The organism is Brevibacillus centrosporus (genome assembly GCF_046622605.1).
Classification (GTDB): Bacteria; Bacillota; Bacilli; order Brevibacillales; family Brevibacillaceae; genus Brevibacillus; species Brevibacillus centrosporus.
Window position 1 is genome coordinate 5,729,598 of sequence record NZ_CP176856.1, and the last position, 22,950, is coordinate 5,752,547.

General features: G+C 52.5%; 26 protein-coding genes and 1 pseudogene. 21 read left to right on the plus strand and 6 right to left on the minus strand.

Annotated features, from left to right (window positions below):
• Positions 1-37 precede the first annotated feature (37 nt).
• Positions 38-1,723 (minus strand): sulfatase-like hydrolase/transferase, encoded by a 1,686-nt coding sequence (locus tag ACLIN2_RS28595; RefSeq protein WP_411502829.1) that lies wholly within the window; start codon positions 1,721-1,723, stop codon positions 38-40.
• 142 nt (positions 1,724-1,865) lie between these two features.
• A complete protein-coding gene (locus ACLIN2_RS28600) occupies positions 1,866-2,891 on the minus strand; it encodes a YeiH family protein (RefSeq protein ID WP_246070850.1) in 1,026 nt (341 codons plus the stop codon).
• A 165-nt stretch (positions 2,892-3,056) separates the two neighbouring features.
• On the opposite strand from ACLIN2_RS28600, the gene ACLIN2_RS28605 reads away from it, so the two are divergent.
• The gene (locus ACLIN2_RS28605) at positions 3,057-3,953 is read left to right on the plus strand and encodes a LysR family transcriptional regulator (protein ID WP_411502830.1); all 897 of its coding nucleotides are present in this window, start codon (positions 3,057-3,059) and stop codon (positions 3,951-3,953) included.
• A gap of 53 nt (positions 3,954-4,006) precedes the next feature.
• Here the strand turns inward: ACLIN2_RS28605 and ACLIN2_RS28610 are convergent, their stop codons facing one another.
• Together ACLIN2_RS28610 and ACLIN2_RS28615 are read right to left on the minus strand one after the other, a co-directional pair.
• Complete coding sequence (locus tag ACLIN2_RS28610) at positions 4,007-5,560, minus strand: sensor histidine kinase (protein ID WP_411502831.1); 1,554 nt, start codon at positions 5,558-5,560, stop codon at positions 4,007-4,009.
• Positions 5,550-6,227 (minus strand): response regulator transcription factor, encoded by a 678-nt coding sequence (locus tag ACLIN2_RS28615; protein ID WP_122961028.1) that lies wholly within the window; start codon positions 6,225-6,227, stop codon positions 5,550-5,552. Before ACLIN2_RS28615 ends, ACLIN2_RS28610 begins: the two co-directional genes overlap by 11 nt.
• A gap of 137 nt (positions 6,228-6,364) precedes the next feature.
• Between ACLIN2_RS28615 and ACLIN2_RS28620 the strand changes: the two are divergent.
• Positions 6,365-6,898, plus strand: a pseudogene (locus tag ACLIN2_RS28620) (SDR family NAD(P)-dependent oxidoreductase); the annotation flags it as partial.
• 91 nt (positions 6,899-6,989) lie between these two features.
• Here the strand turns inward: ACLIN2_RS28620 and ACLIN2_RS28625 are convergent.
• Positions 6,990-7,409, minus strand: a complete 420-nt coding sequence (locus ACLIN2_RS28625; RefSeq protein ID WP_411502832.1) for a hypothetical protein — start codon at positions 7,407-7,409, stop codon at positions 6,990-6,992.
• Between the two features lie 314 nt (positions 7,410-7,723).
• Between ACLIN2_RS28625 and eutL the strand changes: the two genes are divergently transcribed.
• From eutL to ACLIN2_RS28710, 17 genes are all read left to right on the plus strand, one after another.
• On the plus strand, positions 7,724-8,374 hold the full coding sequence (gene eutL, locus ACLIN2_RS28630) for an ethanolamine utilization microcompartment protein EutL (RefSeq protein WP_122926585.1): 651 nt from the start codon (positions 7,724-7,726) through the stop codon (positions 8,372-8,374).
• Positions 8,375-8,412: 38 nt separating this feature from the next.
• Positions 8,413-8,772, plus strand: a complete 360-nt coding sequence (locus ACLIN2_RS28635) for a BMC domain-containing protein (protein WP_122926584.1) — start codon at positions 8,413-8,415, stop codon at positions 8,770-8,772.
• The gene (locus tag ACLIN2_RS28640) at positions 8,769-10,244 is read left to right on the plus strand and encodes an acetaldehyde dehydrogenase (acetylating) (RefSeq protein ID WP_411502833.1); all 1,476 of its coding nucleotides are present in this window, start codon (positions 8,769-8,771) and stop codon (positions 10,242-10,244) included. Before ACLIN2_RS28635 ends, ACLIN2_RS28640 begins: the two co-directional genes overlap by 4 nt.
• 40 nt (positions 10,245-10,284) lie before the next feature.
• Entirely contained in the window at positions 10,285-10,572 is a 288-nt protein-coding gene (eutM, locus tag ACLIN2_RS28645; RefSeq protein WP_092268402.1) for an ethanolamine utilization microcompartment protein EutM, read from the plus strand.
• A 6-nt stretch (positions 10,573-10,578) separates the two neighbouring features.
• Positions 10,579-11,364: a phosphate propanoyltransferase gene (pduL, locus tag ACLIN2_RS28650; protein ID WP_411502834.1), complete on the plus strand. Its 786-nt coding sequence runs from the start codon at positions 10,579-10,581 to the stop codon at positions 11,362-11,364.
• Positions 11,365-11,370: 6 nt separating this feature from the next.
• A complete protein-coding gene (locus ACLIN2_RS28655; RefSeq protein WP_411502835.1) occupies positions 11,371-12,189 on the plus strand; it encodes a hypothetical protein in 819 nt (272 codons plus the stop codon).
• Between the two features lie 7 nt (positions 12,190-12,196).
• Positions 12,197-12,484: a EutN/CcmL family microcompartment protein gene (locus ACLIN2_RS28660; protein WP_411502836.1), complete on the plus strand. Its 288-nt coding sequence runs from the start codon at positions 12,197-12,199 to the stop codon at positions 12,482-12,484.
• Position 12,485: 1 nt separating this feature from the next.
• On the plus strand, positions 12,486-12,827 hold the full coding sequence (eutS, locus tag ACLIN2_RS28665; RefSeq protein ID WP_092268398.1) for an ethanolamine utilization microcompartment protein EutS: 342 nt from the start codon (positions 12,486-12,488) through the stop codon (positions 12,825-12,827).
• On the plus strand, positions 12,824-13,264 hold the full coding sequence (locus ACLIN2_RS28670; protein WP_411502837.1) for a EutP/PduV family microcompartment system protein: 441 nt from the start codon (positions 12,824-12,826) through the stop codon (positions 13,262-13,264). The genes eutS and ACLIN2_RS28670 overlap by 4 nt, the downstream gene beginning before the upstream one ends.
• A gap of 184 nt (positions 13,265-13,448) precedes the next feature.
• Complete coding sequence (locus ACLIN2_RS28675; RefSeq protein ID WP_400583422.1) at positions 13,449-14,912, plus strand: sensor histidine kinase; 1,464 nt, start codon at positions 13,449-13,451, stop codon at positions 14,910-14,912.
• Entirely contained in the window at positions 14,881-15,474 is a 594-nt protein-coding gene (locus ACLIN2_RS28680) for an ANTAR domain-containing response regulator (protein WP_328210295.1), read from the plus strand. Before ACLIN2_RS28675 ends, ACLIN2_RS28680 begins: the two co-directional genes overlap by 32 nt.
• 97 nt (positions 15,475-15,571) lie before the next feature.
• Positions 15,572-17,053, plus strand: a complete 1,482-nt coding sequence (locus ACLIN2_RS28685) for an ethanolamine ammonia-lyase reactivating factor EutA (protein WP_411502838.1) — start codon at positions 15,572-15,574, stop codon at positions 17,051-17,053.
• Positions 17,050-18,411: an ethanolamine ammonia-lyase subunit EutB gene (locus ACLIN2_RS28690; protein ID WP_310229447.1), complete on the plus strand. Its 1,362-nt coding sequence runs from the start codon at positions 17,050-17,052 to the stop codon at positions 18,409-18,411. Before ACLIN2_RS28685 ends, ACLIN2_RS28690 begins: the two co-directional genes overlap by 4 nt.
• Before the next feature lie 19 nt (positions 18,412-18,430).
• The gene (eutC, locus tag ACLIN2_RS28695) at positions 18,431-19,300 is read left to right on the plus strand and encodes an ethanolamine ammonia-lyase subunit EutC (protein ID WP_411502839.1); all 870 of its coding nucleotides are present in this window, start codon (positions 18,431-18,433) and stop codon (positions 19,298-19,300) included.
• Positions 19,301-19,638: 338 nt separating this feature from the next.
• The gene (locus ACLIN2_RS28700; RefSeq protein WP_411502840.1) at positions 19,639-20,487 is read left to right on the plus strand and encodes a hypothetical protein; all 849 of its coding nucleotides are present in this window, start codon (positions 19,639-19,641) and stop codon (positions 20,485-20,487) included.
• Positions 20,462-20,701, plus strand: a complete 240-nt coding sequence (locus ACLIN2_RS28705; protein WP_092268390.1) for a hypothetical protein — start codon at positions 20,462-20,464, stop codon at positions 20,699-20,701. Before ACLIN2_RS28700 ends, ACLIN2_RS28705 begins: the two co-directional genes overlap by 26 nt.
• A gap of 100 nt (positions 20,702-20,801) precedes the next feature.
• On the plus strand, positions 20,802-21,749 hold the full coding sequence (locus ACLIN2_RS28710) for an aminopeptidase (RefSeq protein ID WP_411502841.1): 948 nt from the start codon (positions 20,802-20,804) through the stop codon (positions 21,747-21,749).
• 81 nt (positions 21,750-21,830) lie between these two features.
• Here the strand turns inward: ACLIN2_RS28710 and ACLIN2_RS28715 are convergent, their stop codons facing one another.
• The gene (locus ACLIN2_RS28715) at positions 21,831-22,445 is read right to left on the minus strand and encodes an SDR family NAD(P)-dependent oxidoreductase (RefSeq protein WP_411502842.1); all 615 of its coding nucleotides are present in this window, start codon (positions 22,443-22,445) and stop codon (positions 21,831-21,833) included.
• Between the two features lie 28 nt (positions 22,446-22,473).
• Between ACLIN2_RS28715 and ACLIN2_RS28720 the strand changes: the two genes are divergently transcribed.
• Together ACLIN2_RS28720 and ACLIN2_RS28725 are read left to right on the plus strand one after the other, a co-directional pair.
• Positions 22,474-22,686: a hypothetical protein gene (locus ACLIN2_RS28720; RefSeq protein WP_400583402.1), complete on the plus strand. Its 213-nt coding sequence runs from the start codon at positions 22,474-22,476 to the stop codon at positions 22,684-22,686.
• Between the two features lies 1 nt (position 22,687).
• Positions 22,688-22,906: a hypothetical protein gene (locus tag ACLIN2_RS28725; protein ID WP_411502843.1), complete on the plus strand. Its 219-nt coding sequence runs from the start codon at positions 22,688-22,690 to the stop codon at positions 22,904-22,906.
• Positions 22,907-22,950: the final 44 nt, after the last annotated feature.

Genomic DNA, 22,950 nt, shown 5'->3' on the forward strand with positions numbered 1-22,950 from the left:
AAAGCCCCTTATGAGCAAGGGGCTTTTTTTCATGGATTCATCTTCGTATTCCATAGGTTTGCGGAGTCAAACGTTTTTGAGCGCGTTGTTCCTGTAACAATTGCGCCATCCATTGACGAACGGGCTCCGTCTGGGGAGTAGCGTAGACAGGAGAAGCCAGATTGAAGCTCTCCAGCGGGTCATCCGTCAGATTGTACAGCTCGTAATCTTCATCAGCAGAGGTGCACCCATCCCGTTCCAAACGGTCGCTATAGTAGCGAGAGTATTTCCAGATCGTTTTCTTTTGGTTATAGCGAACGGTTGCGATGACCGTCTCGATCTGGTTCGGAGGAATGACGGAATGGTAAGGCTGACCCAACAGACTGATCTGATGCTGTCCCTTTGTCACGTCGTCTTCTGTCATGAAATATAGAGGTTCTTCTAACCGCTCTGATGTGCCCGTACCTAGAATCAGCCCAGATAGATTACGGCCAACTGGCGGTCGGACTTCCGAATGTGTCTTTTCCAGCTCGGCCAGCAGCGTTGTCGGATCGGCACCGATCAGCCCCAACAGCGTAGGGAGAAGGTCGACGTGACAGCTGAGCTGCCTGGTGGTTTGCGGGCTGGGGAACAGGAGCGGATTATGGACGATGAACGGAACGTGTAGGGCTTCCTCGTAGGCGCAGTAAAATTTTTGGTGCAAGTTTCCATGTGCCCCGAGCAAGTCGCCATGATCGGAAGTGAAGACGACGATGGTTTCCCGGTAAAAAGTCGACTGCGCCAATGCTTGAAGGATTCGCATGACTTGCTGGTCCGCATTTTTTTGCAGTTGATAGTAGAGCCGGCGGTAGAGAGCGTTATCCGAGATGGGCTGAAAAGCCTGGGGAAACACGTCCCGATAGCTGGCCTGGCAGCGAGGCTTGGTCCGAAGCGTTTCTCGCTGGGTAGGCGGCGGCTCTACATCCGGAACAGAATCGTCGACGTGAAAGCGGAAGATCGGCATGACTTGGGTAAAGTCCCCAAATAGCGTGATATCGTGTGGATTCACAAAGGAAGCGACGATCAGCCAAGGCTCGAATTCCCCAGAAGGGGATTGCTGCAGCTGCTCCTGCTCAAGCTGGTGGAGCAGGGAAATGACGTCGGTACTGTAAACGACATCCCGGCCATTGATGCCGTGCGCGGCAGAGGAGCCTGAATCGTGGGGAGCAGCTCCTGCGGGCTCGGGACCGACCCAGCCCGAAAAGCCGTAACCTTCAAGACGATCTGCCTGCAGATACAGCTGCACCAGCTCAGGATCGGGAATGCCGGTTCCGCGCTGATAGCTGGGGACAGATTGGTGTGTGCCTGGTATGTGAATGTCCGCGTTGGAAAAATGCCATTTCCCATTGTAGAAGGTGCGGTAGCCTGCCGCACGAAAGTATTCGCCTAGAGTCGGAACGGTATTTGGATCCAGCCAAAACATATCACTGTCAGCGGGTCGCTTTGCTGCACCACTGGTTTGTGTGACACCGTGCAGAGAAGGGTACTGGCCTGTGAATAAGGTGGCCCGGCTGGGACAGCAGGCTGTGGCAGAGACGTAGTGGTTGCAGAATTCCAGCCCGTGGCTGCGCAAAAAACGGTGCGCCTGCAGCTGATTCTGGCTCCAAGCTTTGATCGCAGCACCTTCATAGACAGGAGGAAAGCGCTCTTCATCGACGATGATCAACAAGATATGGGGGCGTTTCTTTAGAAGACGTGTGGACATGTAACGGCCCCTCCTTTCTAGCAAATCAGACCGCTACCATCATACGAGAAGAGTGGATGTCTTAATCCAAAAAAATTCGCCGAGCGTGCGTGCCCGGCGATCTTTTGGCGATTCCTTTATTCAAAATTATTCAAAATGACGACTAGATGAGGAAAAAAGAAAGCACAGAAAGCAGTACAGACGTGATGGACATCGCGATCAGTGGTCTAGCGGCTTTCGTGCGCAGAGCTCGCAGATTGACGTTTAGTCCGAGGCCGACCATCGCCATCGTCAGAACAAATGTGGTTACGTTGGCGATGCCTGTTTGAAAGCTCTCGGAGACAGGGATGATCGAACCGAGCACGTAGCTGCCAAGCACACTCATGACGAGAAACCCGATGAGAAACCAAGGGAACTCGATTTTGGTCCCGCTTTGTACTTTTCCTGTCCGTTTCATCCAGTACATCAGGATAAAACAGAGGGGGACGAGCAGCAATACACGGCCAAGCTTTGCCAGCAGGCCCATCGCGAGTCCATCCTGCCCGGCAGGAGCGGCGGCCAGTGCGACATGTGCAATCTCATGGAGACTGATCCCCGACCACATCCCGTATTCTACAGGCGTGAGCGGCAAGTAGGGGCGCACTACCGTGTAAAGAACGGAGAAGACGGTTCCTACCAGAGCAATAATGCCTACGCCAATCGCGGTATCTTCTTCTTTGGCCTGAATGATCGGAGACACGGCAGCGATTGCAGCAGCTCCGCACACGCCCGTGCCTACTCCGAGCATGAGGGACAGAGAAGGCTCGGCTTTCAGCCATTTTGCCAAAAGCATGGTGAGCAAGATAGCAAAGGCGATAACGCCGGCATCGTAAACTAGAAGACCAAGGCCTTGATGGAGCACGACATCGATATTAAGCTTTAATCCGTACAAGATAATGGCAAGACGCAGCAGGCGTTTGGCGGAAAATTGAATACCGGAGCGGATGCTTTCCGGGTAACCCCAAACCTGACGGTACGCTACGGCGATGAGAATGGCACAAGCCAGAGGACCTACTCGATCGAAGCCAGGTATTTTAGACAATCCATAGCCGAGCAAGGCAACCAAAAAGGTAAAAGCGACACCGCCCAACCACAGCGTCCGGGCAGAGAATTTTGACCTCGATTTGGCTGCCCCCATGCTGCTATCCATGGAGACGTGTTCTTTTGTATGGGTAGTCATTGGGACTCTCTCCTTTTTTCGGCGATTCCATCCTCAGCATAAGGCAAGAATGATCATAAGAAAAATAAATCATATGCATGGTTATGATAAGTAAATAAGTATAATAGAAAGAAAATCGATTCGTGGAGGTTTATCATGGATCAGCAATTACGAGTCTTCGTCACAGTGGCAGACCGACAAAATTTTTCCCGGGCCGCGGCAGAGCTGCACATGACCCAGCCGGCGGTCAGTCAATACATTCAATCGCTGGAGAAAACGATCGGAACCAAGCTGCTCGAGCGCAGCAACAAATACGTCCGTCTCAATAAAGCTGGCGAGATCGTCTACCATCATGCCCGTGAAATCCTGGGTCTTCATACGCGCATGCAAAATCTGGTGGACGATTTGATGAATACGCCGAGTGGACGTTTGACCATCGGTTCGAGCTATACCTATGGGGAATACGTTTTGCCCCATGTTGTTGCACGGATGCGTGAGCACTATCCTGCGATTACGCCGACGATCACCATTCATAATTCCACCGTCATCGCGGAGCAGGTAGCCAATCGCCAGCTGGATGTCGGCATCGTTGAAGGCGAGTACGTGGACGACAAGATGTGCATCGAAGCTTTTGCGGACGACCGGATGTACATGATTGTTTCTCCGCAGCATCGACTTGCGCAAAAGGAGCAAGTGACACTTGCCGATCTGGAGGCGGAAGCGTGGATTGTTCGGGAAGAAGGCTCGGGCACGCGTGAGGCTGCTGAGAAAATGTTTCGTCAGCTGCAGATATCACCGTCCAGAAGAATGGAATTTGGCAGCACACAAGTCATCAAGGAATCGGTGGAAGCGGGTCTCGGCATCAGTCTCTTGTCGTACTGGACCTTCCGCAAAGAGAGACAGCTAGGGACGCTTCGCACACTCAAATACCCGGGCACGCCTGTTACCAGGAGCTTTTCCTTGCTCACGAAAACAAACGAGTTTCCCACCAAGGCGTTGGATATTTTTATGGACCTCATTCGTCATTATTTGCCAGAGGGCACTCATGCATAAGGGAAAACGAAAAAAAGGAAGCAGCACGAGCGATACGTGCAGCTTCCTTTTTGCTAATTTCTGCGGTTGAAGAGTGTGAGGCAAAAGGATGTGCCTGTAGGTGAAGTAGTTATCAGTTCTACGTTTCCCCCATAGGATTGGGCAAGCATGCGTGAAATCGTCAATCCCAGTCCCAGTCCATGCTTTTTCTTGCGTTTGCTGTCTCCCCGGTAATAGCGTTCGAAGATAAAAGGAATCTCGTCTTGCGGAATTCCTTTGCCGTTATCCGTTACCATCAGCTGGATGTGGTCATCTCGCGGACTCAGGCTGATATCGATGGTACTTGCCCCCGCCGATGCGCTGTTGGTGAGGAGGTTAAGCAGAATTTGCTTGAGATGAGCAGGGTCTCCGATCCACTCCATATCCTCTGACGAGCTGTGAATCTGAATCTCGATAGTGGAGAAGGCGGGGACTGTTTGCAGCTGTGCCACGATTTGCTGGATTGCCTGATAAAGAGCGATTCGAACGGATTCAGACAACATCGCTCCTGCTTCCATGGAGGTGAAATCCAGCAAATCATTTACCATGGTCTGCAAGCGCTTGGCTTCGTCCATGCTGATTTGCATGAATTCGTCTGCTTCTCTCCCCGTGACCACTCCGTCCTTGACCGCCTGAATCATGCCGCGAATCGAGGTGACGGGTGTCCGCAGCTCATGGGATACGCCAGCAAGAAGATCGGTCCGCATACGCTCAAGCTGTCCAAGCCTTTGGGTCATGTCGTCAAAGGAGTGAACAAGCTGACTGATCTCCGATTCTTTGATACTGGTCGCATCCGGCAGCTCGGGACGGTAATTGCCGTCTGATACTTGCTGTGCCGCTACAGCCAGCTGACGCAGAGGGAGAGTCAGGGAGCGGGAGAGGACGTAGACGATCGCCCAGCCGCACAGGGTGATCACGCCGATGGAACACATAATCACAATATAGGTTTGGACCAGGTCGGTATTGAGCCGGGTGCTCACATAATAGACACCGCCTACTGCTTGCTGCTGGTAGTAAGGAACGCCGACACGCAGCCAGGTTCCGTCCTGTGTTGTGAGTACTTCCCGCGTTTCCTTGGGGTTTGGGGCAGGAGTGACAGGTGCCGGCAATGTACTGATTTTCGTGTCGACTACACGGTTTGTTGAACTGATCACTTGCTTGTTGGATTCATCGTAAATTTGCACGACATGATTGAGCGGAATGGCGGGCATGACCTTCAATGTGAGAGCAGCTCTGTACGCGCTTGTCTTGGGTTCAGTGGAATCCGCTGGCGCTGGGCTGCTGGCGGCAGCCGCCGTTTCAATGGATTTGGTCGTTAATGTGGTAGGTGAAACCGTGAGCGTAGCCTTCAACTTTTCCATTGGAACGACTTGGGCTGCCTTCGCGTAAGAATCGGCAAGTAGATAGGTCCTCGCTTCGAGAATTTCGAATTGCTGCTCCATCGTATTTTCCCGAATCCAATAGATGCCGAACAGGCCGATGCCAAACAGCATGATCAAGAGAATCATGGCATAGCGCCACGTCCAGTAACGCAGCAGAGGGACAGAGGAGGCGGGTGACTTTTGGGAGAATCGCCATTTAGTAAACACGCAAGCTGTACCCCATTCCTCGAATGGTGCTGATCTCACCCTCTGTTTCCGACCAGAGGCGCAGCGCTTTGCGAACTCGTTTTATCGCTGTATCCACAGATCGATCCCCTCCTTCAAAATCCATTCCCCACACTTGGTCGAGCAATTGATCCCGGCTAAAGCATTGATTCGGGTGCCGGGCGAGAAACGCGAGGAGCTGCCAGTCGCGGGGCATCAGGGAAACGGGTTCTTTCCCCAAGGAAGCCAGCTGTGCACTGAAGTCGATCGTCAGGCTGCCGAGCCGGATCATATCGGCTTCTGCGATATAGGTGGAGCGGCGCAGGACAGCCTGAACACGTGCGACGACTTCTTCTGGATCAAACGGCTTGGCGATATAATCGTCGGCACCGAGACTTAACCCCTGCAATTTGTCGGGAACAGAGCCCTTGGCGGTCAAAATAATGACCGGGCAGCTCCCGTATTGCCGGATACGCTCGAGGATGTCCAAGCCGTCTTGATCGGGCAGCATCAGATCGAGCAGCACCAATTCCGGCTTCCAAGTCACAAATGTATGTACCGTATTTTCATCCCCTGCGCTCCAATGTACTTCGTAACCAGCCCGTTCCAGATACACCTGGACCAGCCGGGCAATCGGCATTTCGTCTTCAATGACTAGAACTCGTTTCACTGCTGATTTACCTCATTTCTATCAAGTCGCTGCTCGTTTGCTTGCACTTATGATAGCAAGAAGAGCGGTTGCATGGTTTGACATGATTTGTAAAGCGCATCAAACACGGCATGTGCTTGGATGAAGCCCATCTATTCAAAGCTTTGGAGGCATTCGGCAGCATCGATGTGTTCTTCAACAACGCCGGGATTATCCAAAAGCCAAGCCTTTTGGAGGATGTAGAAGAGGCTGAATTCGAACGAGTCATGTCCGTGAATGTGAAAGGGGTATTTCTCGGCTTGAAATACGTGCTTCCGGTCATGGTCAAGCAAGGCGCGGGCTCCATTATCAACACGGCATCGACAGCCGGACTGAAAAGCGAGCACAGCATGTCAGCTTATTCCGCGAGCAAGCATGCAGTCGTAGGACTGACCAAATCGGCAGCGATCGAATACGCAAAAACGGGCGTGCGGATCAATGCCGATTGCCCTGGCGGGGTGACGACGAGTCTGGTAGTGGGCTTGCAAAAAGACATCGAAGAAACCGGCCATGTGCCTGAGATTCAATTTCCGCGCATTGGCCGCATGGCGGAGGCGGACGAAGTGGCAAACGTGGTCGCATTCCTCGCATCGCCTGGATCGAGCTATATGACAGGCTCTATCGTTACGATCGATGGTGGTTTGACTTTGTAAAATCAGTTAGGTCGTGCAAGAGAGAAAGCCCCTGGCCAAAGCGGTCAGAGGCTTTTGGTTAATTGAGAGGACGCAAGCTCACAACGGGTTGTTATTTTTGAACAGGAGTAGCAGGTACGAGTGTAGCAGCTTGCATCAGCTTGCCTTCTTTTTGCAGATTCGCGATAAGCTCTTCTACAGAGATGCCTTGCTCCTTCGCCATGTCTTCGATTCTGAAGACTCGCAGCATTGCCGTTTTGTTTTCATTCCCTTTCGCGTCGGCTGCTTTCAGGGAAATGGTCTTCAAAGCAAGCGTGCCTTCTTTTTTCAACTGAGCGATCAGCTGTTCGACGGAGATACCTTTTTCCTTCGCCAGTTGTTCCAGGGAAAGGGCAGGCATAGTGACGAGTTGAGCTTTCACCGTATTCGTGCTGCTCACAGGCTTGCTTGGTACCTCTGCTGCGAAAGCAGAGCCTGCCATTGCGGATACTGCGAGTGCCATTACTGCCATTGCCATGTTTTTCATTTTCATTTCTTATTCCTCCTAAAATGGGTTGTTGTAAGTGGTGAGCCGGATTGTCCATCTCGGCTACACAACAAAGGTAACCCGGGCTTGTGTCCGTCAAATGACCGAAAAAAGAAAATAATGTGGAAGGGCTTCTTGCATTTTTGAAGGGGTCTTGTCATACTGTAAAAAAGAACCAGTTTCGATCTGAAGCAAGTCAACGCTTTCAACAAGTGAATAAACAAAAGGCAAAGGTGCCATGAACATGAGGAGAATTCCTTACGTTTTGGCGCCTTTTTTGGCGTTTTCGAGCAAGGATTGGACGGAGGGGAGTGACGCAGATGGAAAAACCCATTCGGGCAACACCATTGGCTGTTCGGACGATACCGAATGTCGACTCACAATTTGCCGAAAAGCTGAATTTGCCCGCCCGTATCCGAAGTCTAGGGCTGTTAACCTCAACCATCGATGATGTGGGCTACACCGCGATCGATGAAGCGACGAAAAAGGCAGCCGTGGAGGTCGTGTACGCCAAATCGTTTTATGCGGGCTCAGGTCACGCGTCAGGTCCGTTGTCCGGCGAGTTCATCGGAATCATCGGGGGGGCCACTCCATCAGAGGTGCAGAGCGGACTGGATGCGGCTATCGCCTTTATGGAGAGTGGAGCCTGTTTTTATTCCTTGAATGACGAGGGCACACATGCCTATTACGCCCATGTCGTCTCTCGCAGCGGCAGCTATCTCTCGCAGGTAGCGGGTGTTCCGGAGGGAGAGCCGCTCGCGTATTTGATCGCGCCTCCACTCGAAGCCGTGTACGGGATCGATGCTGCACTGAAAGCGGCGGATGTGCAGATCAAGCAATTCTTTGGACCGCCGACAGAGACGAACTTCGGGGGAGCGCTGCTCTCCGGAAGCCAGTCCGCTTGCCGGGCAGCTGCTGACGCCTTCGCTGATGCGGTGAGAAGCATAGCTGCCGCACCGGTCAAGCTATAACGTAGGGAGTATCCCTTTGGAAAGGGGGAAATGGGAAGATGCGAGCGCATGCGTACGCACTTGGCATGATTGAAACCTTGGGGCTGCCCGCGCTGATCGCTGCCGCCGACGCTGCTGCCAAAGCTGCAAATGTGAAGGTCGTCACCTACGAAGGCGCGGATGCAGGGATCGTGACGGTCTACGTGATCGGGGATGTGTCGTCCGTGCAGGCCGCCGTTGATGCAGGAGCGGATGCAGCAAGGCGTGTGGGAAGATTGCTGCATTCTCATGTCATCCCACGCCCTGACGAGAATGTGCCGAAAATGGTGAAAAACCTCATCAGTCAGGCAAAGAACCAGGAAGAGTCGGTATCTCTCCCGGAAGAAGTGCCGGAAGGGGGAGGTGAGTTAGAAACATGACGTTGGATGCGGATTTGTACGCGATACAGGAAGTGCGTAATAATCTGACGCAGGCAAATGACGCGCAAAAAAAGCTCGCTGCGTACAGCCAGGAGCAGATCGATGCGATCGTGGCAGCGATGTCGCGGGCAGGTGTAGATGCTGCAGAAAGGCTGGCGGTACTGGCCGTTGAGGAAACCGGCTTTGGTAACGTCCGGGACAAACAAATCAAAAACCAATTCGCCGCAGAGAGTGTGTACGAGTGGATCAAAAATGCACGTACAGTTGGCCTCATTCGAAAAGATGAGGGAAATAAAGTTTGGGAAGTAGCTGAGCCTGTCGGGGTCGTAGCCGGAATCATTCCTTCGACGAACCCGACATCTACTGTTATTTTCAAATCGCTGATCGCTCTCAAAGCACGGAATGCCATCGTCTTTTCCCCGCACCCGGCTGCTGCTGCCTGTACGCTTGCGGCTGCCAAGGTCATGGATGAGGCGGCTGTGCAAGCAGGTGCCCCTGCGGGCTTGATCCGCTGTATCAGCAAGCCCACTCTATCCGCTACGCATGAGCTGATGGTCCATAAGCTGACTGACCTGATACTCGCCACGGGCGGCTCTGCGATGGTCAAGGCAGCGTACAGCTCGGGGAAGCCTGCTTATGGAGTAGGGCCGGGAAATGTGCCGGTCTACATACATCACAGTGCGGACCTGCCTGCCACGGCCAAGCGAATTGTCCAGAGCAAATCGTTTGATTACGGAACGATATGCGCGTCTGAGCAGGCCTTGGTTATCGAGGAGTCGATCAAGCGTCCGTTCCTCGCAGCATTGAAACGGGAAGGTGCCTACTTCCTGAACGATTTGGAGCGGGAAAAGATAGCAGCTCTCCTCATGGTCAATGGCTCCCTTAATCCCAAGATCGTGGGTCGATCTCCCGAAGCTATCGCCCAAATGGCGGGTATCCTGATTCCCCAGGAGACAACTGTGCTGATAGCAGAAGAGAAGAATGTAGGAAAAGCCTATCCACTGTCGATCGAAAAGCTTGCCCCGATCCTCGCAATGTACACGGTTCATGATCAGCAGGAGGGCTTTGCCCGTTGCCATGAACTGCTTACCCTGGGAGGACTCGGTCACACCGCAGGGATTCATTCGCAGGACGACGCCGTCATTGCCGCGTACGGCCTTGCGATGCCCGCATCGCGAATCACCGTGAATACAGGAACGACGTTTGGTGGTATCGGCGCGACAACCGGGATTCAGCCGTCCTTGACGCTGGGCTGTGGATCTTTTGGCAACAACATTACGTCGGACAACATCGGTCCCGAGCATCTGATGAATATCAAGAGAGTTGCGTTTGGTATCCGGGAGATGCAAAAAACGGCGGCAGCAGAACCTAAGCCGCAAACGCTCGTCGAGGGAACGGAGTGGGGCATTGGCCTTAGCCGCGAAGAGATCAAAACCATCATCAAGTCTGTCTTGACGGAAATGACGTCTTAAACCACCACAAATTTGTCTATACATGTAAGGAGGAATGGAAATGGCAGGAGAAATGTCCGCATTGGGAATGGTGGAAACAAAAGGACTGGTAGGAGCAGTGGAAGCGGCTGACGCCATGGTAAAGGCCGCAAATGTGAAGCTGATCGGAAAAGTCCACGTAGGTGGCGGTCTGGTGACTGTCATGGTTCGCGGAGATGTAGGCGCTGTCAAAGCTTCCACGGACGCAGGTGCCGCTGCTGCCGAAAAAGTGGGAGAGCTCATATCCGTACACGTGATTCCACGCCCGCATGGAGATATTGAATTGATTTTGCCAAAGCTCGAAGGATAGTCCCGTATGGCAGTCATCACGGAAGCATCCCTCAGAGCCATGCATAAAACAGGAATACCGAACCCCTTTTATCTGGGGAGAGGGGACAAAATAACCCCCGCAGCGGCAGATTACTTGAAGGGAAGAGGGATACAAGTGAGTGCATTTGAAGAAAAACAGCAGCCTTCCACCGATCAAGCTGCCAAGGCTATCTCGGAGATTCCCATCGGCGTATCCAATCGTCATGTGCACTTATCGCCGGAGGATGTAGCGAGGCTTTTCGGGGAAGGACATCAGCTGACCCCGATGCGCGAGCTGTCGCAGCCAGGCCAGTTTGCCAGCCAGGAGACCGTGACGCTGGTCGGTCCAAAAGGAAGCATCCACGGGGTCCGCATTCTGGGGCCAGCCCGTGGTGCGACGCAGGTAGAGATTTCCCGTACAGATGGTTTTGCTCTGGGTGTTCACGCGCCTGTGAGAATGTCTGGTGATATTGAAGGCACTCCCGGAATGGTGCTGGTAACAGCAAAGGGAACCGTTGTGCTGACGAAAGGTGTGATCGTAGCCAAAAGACACGTTCATATGTCGGAGGACGAAGCGCGGCTTTTTCAAGTAAAGGATGGGGATACGCTCATTCTGGAGACGCAGACGGATCGCCCGATTTTATATCCGGATGTCGTTGTTCGCGTCAGTCCGCGATTTGCGCTTGATTTCCACGTAGATTTGGATGAAGGCAATGCTGCCAATCTGAAGACAGGTGATCGGGTAAAAGTCATCGGAAAAAACGGTCAGCTTTACCCGGGGTATCGGAGGTGAGACTTGGTGGACGTCCGAGAGATGGTCGCATCCATTACCAAAGAAATTCTGCAATCGCTGCAGCAGGAAAAGGTCAAGCAAGCTCGCCGCGTGCTGTATGTTTTTTGCGACAGCCAGGCGCACGTAGCCTTTCTTGATCATTTTATCCATTTGAAGAACAACGGAGTTTGCCACGACCTTTTGTTCCTGGATGGCGAGACGTCCTCCTGGCTGGGCATGCACAAAATCGAATGTGGAGGAGCGGGAAAAATCTTGACGGCGGATGAGTTCGCCCCCGCTCCTCTGGAAGTGCCGAAAGATTACGACGGTATCGTCATTCCGGAGCTGGATCTCGACAATGCTGCACGTATCGCAGCAGGGCTCAAAGGCACGATCAAGGCAGAAATCGTTTTTGCTGCACTGGTTACGGGGAAATTCGTGATTGCGGGATCGGATGTGCCCGGTATCAAGCGTGCAGATCGGCGTACCTTACAGGCTTTGACATTGCCACCTGCGTATGAAAGGCTATTCCAGCGCCATGTGCAAGAGCTGACAGAGCTGGGTATCGAGTTTGCCCCACAGAAACGTTTGGCAGAGCGTGTCGTCTCCAAGCTGAGGTCGCAGCTGCCAAAGGAAGGGGAGCAGGCTGCCAAGCCGACCGCGACCGCTTTGGACGAGACGGAAGCTGTATTTTCCGGCAAGCTGCTGACCGCCGACTGGATCTGCTCACAGCCGCAGCTTCGCCATACGACGCTGCATGTGAAGCAGGGAGCGATTGTCTCCCCGTTGGCGCAAGATAGCATGCGAGAGAGAGGAATAACCGTCAGCTACATAGGGAGAGGGTGAGCTGCACATGTTTTTGGGCAAGGTCATAGGGAGTGTGTGGGCGACCCAGAAGGAAGCTGGCATGGAGAATCTGAAGCTGATGGTCGTTCAGCCTATCGATTGGCGCGGCACAGATGCCGGGCAGACCGTTATCGCAGCGGATCGAATTGGCGCGGGGATAGGCGAGCAGGTCATCGTCTCGCGAGGTACGCCGGCACGCATCCTGTTTTCAAACCAGAACGTCCCGATCGATGCGGTGATTGTAGGGATCGTCGACTCGTATGAGGTACATGGAGCCTCGGGAGGTGCAGATTAGCATGGAGCAGGAGCGTTCGCGGGTCATACAGGAATTCGTGCCGGGAAAACAGGTCACGCTGGCGCACGTGATCGCCAATCCGGATGAAATGCTTTATACCAAGCTCGGTATCAAAGAGGCGGGGGCGATCGGAATTTTGACGCTAACTCCCACCGAGACCGCTATTATTGCGGCAGATATTGCGACGAAGGCTGCCAGTGTGGAGCTGGGCTTTCTCGACCGCTTTACAGGCTCGCTAATCGTAGTCGGCGATGTCTCGGCAGTCGAGATGGCAGTAGAGGCTGTCAATACAGTGCTCAGTCAAAAGCTGAAATTTACTCCGGCGCTGGTGACCAAGTCATGAGAAAAAGGGTGATGGTGATTGGAGCGATCGAAGCGGGAAAGTCGACGCTGGCACAAGCGCTGTTCAACGACGAGCAGCCAGCCAGAAAGACACAAGCGCTGGAATACCGGGACTGGCTGATCGATACGCCGGGAGAGTACAGCGAAAACCCGATGTTTTATCGAACGCTGATGGCCACTGCTTTGGAAGCGAGCCTGATCGTCATGGTGCAGGACGCTACTCGTGAGCGCAATGCCTTTCCGCCTGGTTTTTCTCTTGGATTCGCCCAGCCCTGCATCGGCGTCATTACCAAAACGGATCATCCGGCTGCGGATCTAAAGAGGGCAGAGGCTTGCTTGCGGCAGGCGTTGGGGGACGGGCTGATCTTTCCTACTTCCTCGCGTACAGGGGATGGAGTAGGTGAGCTGAAAGCTTTTTTAACGTGTAAGAATTTATAAGCGTAATGCTTATGAATTCTGGAGCGCATGAAAACTTTCCGCTAAAACGCGTTCGCTCCTCCTTGAGGTGGCCTCGATAGAGGTTTTTTTACAAGCCCATAGGAGTAAATAGTGCTCTTTTCTCTCGGGGTTTATTGTGGGAAAATTAAGATAATAAAAAGCGAGCTGGTGAAAAGAGGTACGTATGCGAAAGGTATGGGAACTTTGTAGACAGGCTACCTCCATACGAGAGGAAGATATCCCGATCATTGCGGATTTGGCTTCCAAGCTCCAGATCTTTGCGGATTTGTCCCAAGCAGACATGTTCATCGATTGCCTGGCGAAGGATAAAAGCACCGCACTGGTGATCGCGCAGGCGTCACCGAAGACGGCACGGTCCCTCTACAGCGGCTCCGTCGTAGGGCAGCTGGCGACGGCGGTGAACGAGCCTGCGGTCATGTATTGTCTGACGACGGGCAAGGCAGTGATTGGATCGCGTGGCGTTTCCCAGGAGCAGTTCGTCATGCGGCAAAGTGTCGTGCCGATTACCAATGGCAAGGGGGAAACGATCGGCACTCTCATTACGGAACAGGATATTTCCAAACAGGTCGAGCAGGAACGAAATGTAGAAATGCTCAAGGAAACGACGGAGCAGCTAAGTGAGACACTGATCCAGTTTGCCGTTCCAGACATGCCGATTTCATCGCTGATGCATGAGGGGATGATTCTGTTTGACCAGAGCGGGATCATCACCTATGCCAACAGCCGTGCCGAGAAGCTGCTTTCCTTGATCGGTTTGGAGGAGCCAGCAAAAGGCGAGAGCATCGAGCGTATTTTTTCTTGGCGAGTTTCCCCGGAAAACTTTGTACGGCATGGTGGGTACATTCAGGAGGAGCTGTCGAGAGGGAAGCATTTTCTGCTGATGAAAGCTGTCTCGGCTGTACGCAAGCCCGACATTATCGGGGGAATCATCCTGCTGCGGGATATTTCCGACATACGGGAAAAGGAAAAGCAGCTGATGATCAAGTCGGCTGTCATTAAAGAAATTCACCACCGCGTCAAAAACAATCTGCAGACGATTTCGAGTCTCTTGCGTTTGCAAATGAGGCGCTCGTCCGCCAGCGAGCTTGAAAAGGTGTACAGGGAAAGCATCAACCGGATCAACAGCATCGCGATCATACATGAATACCTGGCGCAGGACGGACTGGCACAGATCGATTTCCAGGAGATTTTGACCAAAGTATCGAAAATGATCGTCTCCTCCATGCGGCCCTCCGAACAGGCCATACAAGTCGTCGTGAAGGGAGAATCCGTCTATCTGCCGTCAGATAAAGCGACTTCTTTTGCCCTGATTGTCACCGAGCTCGTCCAAAACTGCATGATTCACGGGTTTCGTGATCGGCAGGAAGGGAGAATCACGCTGACACTCGTGACCAAGGATGATTTTATCAGCCTGTCGGTCACAGACGACGGAGTGGGACTGGCGGGCGGAGAGACGGTGCAGCAGAAAGGGCATTTGGGACTGAAAATCGTGGATACTTTGGTCAAGGAAGACCTGGAAGGCACGATACATTTTCGCAATACGGGAGAGGGTACCGAGGTGACGATCCTGTATCCAGTCCCAAAGGAGGGTGACGATGACACAGCCGAAGATTATGGTAGTGGATGATGAACCCATCATTCGCATGGATTTGCGGGAGATGCTCGAAAAAGAAGGGTACCTGGTAGTGGCTGAAGCGAAAAATGGGGAGGAAGCTGTCTCTCTCGCTCACCGTCACAAGCCTGATCTGATCATTATGGATGTGAAGATGCCTGTTTTGAACGGGATCAAAGCGAGTGGCATCATCCGCGGCTTTTCCGACAGCTCGATCCTGCTTTTGACTGCCTACAGCCAGAGGGAACTGGTTCAGGATGCGTGCAAGGCTGGGGTGACCGCCTATCTGGTGAAGCCCATCACGGAGGAAGACCTGATACCGGCTGTAGAAATTGCATTGAGCCAAAGGGTGAGGGTAGCTTCGCTCAAACAGGATGTTCACACGCTCAAGCAAAAAATCGAGGATCGGAAAATCATCGAAAAGGCAAAAGGCAAGCTGATGAGCACCATGTCGCTCGAGGAAGAGGCCGCGTATAAATGGCTGCAGCAAGCAAGCATGCAACGGCGCATGCCGCTTGCCAGGCTGGCAGAGGAAATCTTGTCCAAAGAGCAGCTCATCGATCATGGAGCCAAGTGAAGTGAATAGGATGCGAGCAAAGGCGCTTGAACGAGTTCGGCAGCAACATACCGACTGTTCAGGCGCTTTTTAGGTCAAGGGTCAGAGGAGGTTTTGTATGGATGAGCAATGGATCCAAAGCGTTGGCATCGACGTGGGAACCAGCACGACAAAAATGATCGTCAGCCGTCTGCGCCTGGGGCGAATGTCCAGTACGTTTTCCCTGCCCCGTTATCAGATTGTGGAGCGTCAGCTGCTCTATGCCAGTGCCGTTCATCCCACCCCTCTTATCGGCGCTGACGAAATAGACGCAGAAGGAATCGGTGCTATTCTGGCAGCGGAGTACGAGAGGGCAAAGATCAGCCTCTCCGCCATTAAATCAGGAGCGGTCATTATCACGGGAGAGACAGCTAGCAAGAAAAACGCGGAGCAGATTGTGCATCTGTTAGCAGAGCGATCGGGTGACTTCGTCGTGGCGACAGCGGGTGCAGACCTGGAAGGCGTGCTTGCCGGGAAGGGAGCCGGTGCGCAAAAACGGTCTCTGTCCATCCAAGGAACAGTTGTGAATGTGGATATAGGAGGGGGCACTGCGAACGCAGCTTATTTTTACCGGGGAAAAGCCATCGCTACCGTCACCTTTCACGTAGGAGGGCGCCTGATACGGCTGGATAAACGAGGTATGGTTCAGTACGTGTCACCCAATATCAAGTCTTGGCTGATGGCTAAGAAGCTGCAAGTCCAGCCCGGTATACAGCTCACAGTGGAGGAGATCGGGGAAATTGCCGGGGAAATGGTGCGGGATATGCTGGACTATGTAACGGGACGAGACAGGCAAGAGTCTGGGCTGCTGGTCCTTGGTCATCAACTGCGAGAAAGGATACCCGTCGAGGAGTTGTCCGTATCAGGAGGGGTGGGCCAGTTGATGACGGATCGGCCTGTTCATACGATGGCCCAGGTCAGCGAATACGGAGATTTTGGACCCATGCTTGGGTATGCTTTGCAGCAGGAGAGGAAAAAGGGGACTTACCCACTGCGATGGATCGACCCGGAACAGACTGTCAGAGCGACTGTGATTGGTGCAGGCATGCAGAGTACAGAGATCAGCGGTTCTACGGTACATATCAAGCCTGAGCTTTTGCCGATCCGCAATATCCCGATTCTCAAGCTGGAGCTGACAGCTGAGCATTTGCATGATTCCAGCAGGCTGCATTCAGAGGTAGCGGCTGTGTACGACATGGGTCAGCGTTTGTTTGAGAGAACGACAGAGATCCCGTTTGCCCTTTCCTTATCTGGCATCCGCTATTGTTCCTATCAGCAGCTTCAACGGATCGCAGACGAGCTGACGCTTCCATACCGTCATCAGTTTGCTGACAGTCCGACCATGGTTGTCCTCTGTGAGTCGGATATGGCAAAAGCGCTCGGGCAAGCTTTGGAGCTGCGATGCAAGGGAAAGCCGCACATCATTTGCATCGATCAGGTACGCGTCGAGTACGGCGACTACATCGACTTGGGCGAACCTATATCCGGCACGATTATCCCGGTCGTCGTCAAAACGCTAGCCTTTGATGAACACACTTCGATAAAGGGGGGGACGAGATGATCACGAAAACAACGGTACTCGGGCAGACCTATCAATTCCGCGACCTCAAAGAAATCTTCGCCAAGGCGAACGAGGATAAATCGGGGGATCAGCTGGCGGGTATAGCCGCCGAGGACTCACGTGAGCGTGTAGCAGCCAAACAGGTGCTGGCCGATCTGACGTTGGCGGATATCCGCAACCATCCGCTGCTGCCGCCAGAGGAGGACGAGGTCTCGCGCGTGATTGAGGCTGGCATCAGCGAGAAGATCTACAACGAAATCAAGAACTGGAGCGTGTCAGAGCTTCGTGAGTACTTACTGAGCCATCAGGCGGGAGAGAGTGAGATTCGGCGAATCAGCCGGGGGCTGTCCAGCGAAATGATCGCGGCCACAACCAAGCTGATGAGCAATCTCGACCTGATCACGGCTGCGGCAAAAATACGGAACATTACGCACTGCAACACAGCGATCGGACAGCAAGGAGTGCTGGCATCACGTGTTCAGCCCAACCATCCCTCCGACAGCATCCAAGGCATCAAGGCTGCCCTGTACGAAGGGCTCAGCTACGGGATTGGCGATGCCGTCATCGGGGTCAACCCGGTCATCGATACGTCCGATAGCGTAAAAGACATCTTGCTGATGACGAAAGAAGTGATAAACAAGTGGGAGATCCCCACCCAAAATTGTGTGCTCGCCCATGTCTCTACCCAAATGCGTGCCATCCGCCAAGGCGCGCCAGCTGATCTGATTTTCCAGAGCCTTGCGGGAAGCGAAGCGGGCAACCAGGCATTCGGGATCGATGTTGACCTTCTGGATGAGGCCGATGAGCTGATGCGAAAGGAAGGCACTTCTACAGGTCCGAATATTTGGTACTTCGAGACGGGGCAGGGCTCTGAGCTGTCCTCTGAGGCTCACTTCGGCATCGACCAGCTGACGATGGAAGCCCGCTGCTATGGGCTTGCCCGCAAATATCAGCCTTTCATCGTCAATACGGTCGTGGGTTTTATTGGCCCTGAATATTTGTACGACAGCAGACAAGTCATCCGGGCAGGGCTGGAGGATCACTTTATGGGCAAGCTCCACGGTCTGCCGATGGGCTGTGACGTGTGCTACACCAACCATATGAAGGTCGATCAGAACGATATGGACAATTTGGGCATCCTGCTCTCGGCTGCAGGAGTAAATTTTGTCATCGGAGTAGCTATGGCGGATGATGTCATGCTCAATTATCAATCAACGAGCTTTCATGATATCGCCGCTTTCCGGGAGGTGCTCGGTTTGCGTCCAGCCCCGGCGTTTGAGAAGTGGCTGGAGAAGATGGGGATCATGGAACATGGCAAGCTGACGGCGATCGCCGGAGATCCAACGATTTTTATGTAACCTAGGAGGTGTTCGGTTGATGGAGCAGCAGCTGGAATATTTGGTCGACAAGGTCGTGGCAGAGCTGCAGAAAAAGCTGAGTGAAAGGGCGAGGAACGGTTCGGCGGAAGCTTTGGGAGCATTCGATTGTTCCGAGTCTCCTGTCCACGTAGTTGAAGAGGAGCGAGGGGCGAATGTCCCGAATCCGAAATGGCAGGAAGGCATGCAGGAGCTCTTGGACAGCACGCCTGCCCGGATCGGTGTGTGGCGTACGGGTGTCCGTCCCTTGACCCGGACCATGCTTCAGCTCCGGCGTGACCATGCAGCGGCGGTCGATGCTGTGTATGGCGAAGTGCAGCAGTCGCTGCTCGACGAGTTTTCCCTGTTTACCGTGGAGACGCAGTACGACAATACCGAGAATTACTTGAAGCGGCCGGATATGGGACGAATCCTCAACGAAGAAGGGGTGCGGCTGCTCCTGGAGCGCTGCCAAAAGAAGCCGCAGGTGCAAATTGTCGTCTCCGATGGGCTGAGTGCCAGCGCCGTTGATGCCAATCTGCGAGATGTCCTGCCAGCTTTGCTGGACTCGTTAACCAGCTATGGATTGAGCTGTGGCACACCGTTTTTCGTCAAAGGAGGACGTGTCGCGAGCATGGATCACATCGGAGAACTGCTACAGCCGGAAGTGCTGGTGCTTCTCATTGGAGAGCGCCCTGGTCTGGTGACGGCCCACTCGATGAGCGCCTACATGTGCTATCGCCCGCGCAAAGGCATGGTGGAATCGGAACGCACTGTCATTTCCAACGTCCATCGTCAGGGGACATCGCCCATCGAGGCAGGCGCTCATATCGGGACTATTTTGAGCAAAATGCTGGAGCAAAAGGCGAGCGGGGTCAAGCTGGTGCTCTAGTAATTGAAGTGGTTATTATTATCTTCTTTGTCTTCACTCCCGTATAAATGTTCTGAAAACAGTCAACGCTACTAGGGAGAGGAGAGGTGGATATGTTTGGTAGGAAACGAAAGAGTAGTCGAAACGAAAAGAAGCCTGAAGTCAGACTTCTAAGAGAGTTCAAAGTAGGAGATACAGTTGAAGTATCAGTTTATCAAATGAGTCGTTCCTATAAGCCTGATTTACCTTCAAATAGAGAGCAGCAAGGAAAAAAATAAAATAGTCAAACCCTCTACACCTTTCAGTTCTTTCCTGTAAAATAAAGGAATAGTTGGATCGGGTAGGGGGATTTTTGTCTGATGATTCAAAAAACATTCACATTGTTAAGAGAAAAATTATACGGGGTGTTTGTGGCTGGGGTGCTACTTGTCATCGGGAGTTTAGTTGGTGAGTTAAAGGAAGTATACAGTACGATCATTCTTCCTTTTGTATCCATGGCAAACTTACTGGAATCCTATCAAGATGCTAATAATTTCATCAAGCTATTGTTTAGTGCTATTTGTATTATGATTTATTTGGCGGTTGTTAGCTATATCCCCTTGCTGATTGCAAAAGATCGTAAACAGATAGAAAAATCTTCCCCTGCACCTGAGATCATGCTTTATACGGAGGAAATCTCTGCTGCAATGGAAGTCATAGAAAAACCAGGCGTCCAAGAAATCGAAATTACGAATACAGTTGATCATTTAATGAGAAGGATTGGGATGCAAGCCATGAGTATCTTCCCAGGGTTAGATCATCGGTTTGTGAGGGCATCGTTTTTAGTGACCAATTTAGAAGGGAACATCATGGTTGTTAGTCTTGGCCGGCATTTTGGACTTACAGAACTTGATATGAAAATGGTTGATGAAATCTTGGGTATGCCAGATAATCCCTATTTAAAAGGGAACGTACGGGAGTTATTTCCTGCAAATGACATGGAGGCTATAGGGTTTATACGTAATCAAGGTCCTAATTTTCGATTTGGGTACGTAATTATGCTGCCTAGCAAAGAAATGATTACTATGGAAACGGAAGCCCACTTCAAGGCTGCGGCAGTGGCCGTACAGCATATCGTCTACATGGACAAGTTATGGAAACTTATGGTATCCTATAGTCAAAATCTTGATGGAGGTGGAAGCGATGGAAGTAGTAGATCAAGAGCGTAAAGGTATAACGACGAACGGGACTGAATTCAGTGTTGCAGTCTATCGCCCAACGAAAAAGATCCTTCCAGCTGAGAGAGTCTCCTTTTCAGACGATCACACCGCCATCCTGAAAGAAATCCTACAGGGGCAGGGTGAAATAGCCGCAGGTACTGAAAAATCAAAAGCAAAATCGACAGGTTTGATTCAGTCGATTAAAGATTATTTTCATAAATAGCATTACGAGGAGACCCCAGCGGTTTCCTTTTCTATTTGTGCCCCCCGTTTTTAAGAGGCATAATAGATTTGAGGATCAAGTCGAAAGGGATGGGACAAACATGAAGCTGATTGAGAACAGCAAGGGAATCCTGACGAGCTGCATGGCTTTGAAACCGGGCGAATCTTTTCTAGTTGTCGCCGACGACGTAAAACGCGAGCTGGGGCAAGCCCTGTGGGAGGCTGGCAGAGAACTGGGAGCCGAGTCCGTCCTGATGGTGATGCAGGAGCGCGAGAAAAGCGGACAGGAACCGCCGGCAATCGTAGCAGAAGCGATGAAAAACGCAGATGTAGTTGTCTGTGTAACAGAGCATTCGTTGACACATACCAAGGCGCGCAAAGAGGCTGCTGCCAAAGGGACACGACTCGCGACCATGCCTGGCATTACAGAGGATATGTTTTTAGAAGGGGCCATCTCTGCTGACTATACTCAAGTGAAGAGCTTGACGGAGAAAGTAACGGAAATGCTCAGTGCAGCAAGTACCGTACGAATTGAAAAAGAAGGCAAAAGCTTGCAGTTCTCCATCGCGAGCCGGCCCGGTGTTCCAAGTACGGGTATGTATGTGAATCCAGGCGAATCAGGCAATCTTCCTTCCGGGGAAGCCTACATCGCACCTGTTGAGGGATCGGCGCATGGCCAGATTGTGGTCGACGGCTCCATTTCCGGTATCGGAAAAGTGGACAGTCCGGCGCTGCTGACAGTGGAAAATGGCCGTATCACTTCTACAGAAGGAGCTGCCGGCGAGAGGCTGCTGCAGATTTTGGGCGAGCAGGACGGGCGCATGCTGGGTGAATTCGGGATCGGCACCAATGACAAGGCTCGCATTACCGGAGTCGTTTTGGAGGACGAAAAAGTCTACGGGACGATTCACGTAGCATTTGGCAGCAACAACACCTTTGGTGGAACCATCGTCGCGGGTGTTCATATCGATTGTGTCGTCAAAGAACCAGACGTGTATTTGGACGATCGTCTGATCATGAAAAAAGGTCAGCTGCTGGACCTGGTATAAACGAAGGACAGAGCAGCAGGCAAAACGAAAGCCCCTCCCGTTTAGAGAGGGGCTATTCCATGTAGAAAAAGCAAGAAAGTTTTACTTAAACGAAGCGTAGCCTTCGTCGACCATGACCACGCTGCCGTTGATTGCGCTTGCTTCCGGAAGAGACAGCAGATAAATCGAGTCCGCGATTTGCTCGGGCTGAGTCAATTTGTTGCCCATGACTTTCGTTTTCATTGAGTCAAGCATACCGGAATCCTTGTAGCCTTGAATAATATGCGTATCCACTGCACCAGGTGCGACCCCTACCACACGAATGCCGTAAGCAGCCAGCTCCAGAGCAGCTGATTTTGTCATCATGATCACGGCACCTTTTGTGGCGTGATAAGCAAAAGTACCTGGAGAAGCCAAGAACCCGAAAACGGAAGCCGTGTTGATAATCACACCTTTGATGCCAAGCTCCCGCATTTTTTTGCCGGCGTCCATAATGCCATGAGCGACCCCATGCTGATTGACGTTGATGACAGCGTGGTAATGGCTCCATTCCAAATCAGGGACAGGCGTTAGGCGACCGATTCCTGCATTGTTGAACATGACATCAATTCGACCGAAAGTGGCTACAGCTTTATCCACTAAAGCCTCGACGTCCTCGTATTTCGAAGCTGTCAGCCAAGCCATATCCATACTGGAAGCGGAGCTGGGGCTTGTCATCTTTACTCGTTCACGGGGAAAGGGCGCCATGCCCACTCCGGAGGGAAAAGTGATCATTTCCAAGGCGCAGGAAAATCCTGTTAAAGGTAGGGCTGAGGCAACCGCCTATAGCAGTATCGTGAGCGGCGAGCTGCGCATCGCGACGATTCCGGGGCCGATGCATTTACTACCAGATCCGTGCGCACATCCAGAGTCTGGAGGCAAACTATGGGCAATTCGATATCCTGTTTACTTCGAATAATGTGCAGGCGATACAAAATGCGGTCTTATCGGCGATAGGAGTAACCGTCAGCCTGCACTATTCCTTTTCCAAGCATGTGTCTACAGGCAGCCAGGATATCATCGCGATAGAGCTGGATCGACCTGACGAGAAGCCTATCTACTATGGCTGGGCGATGCGTAAGGGAAAGCAGTCCTCGCCAATCGCCAAGAAGTTCATCCAACGACTCGACCTCGGCTGAGGTTATGGGCTTGCTGCTCGTGCGCTGGCAGGCAGAGATGAAAC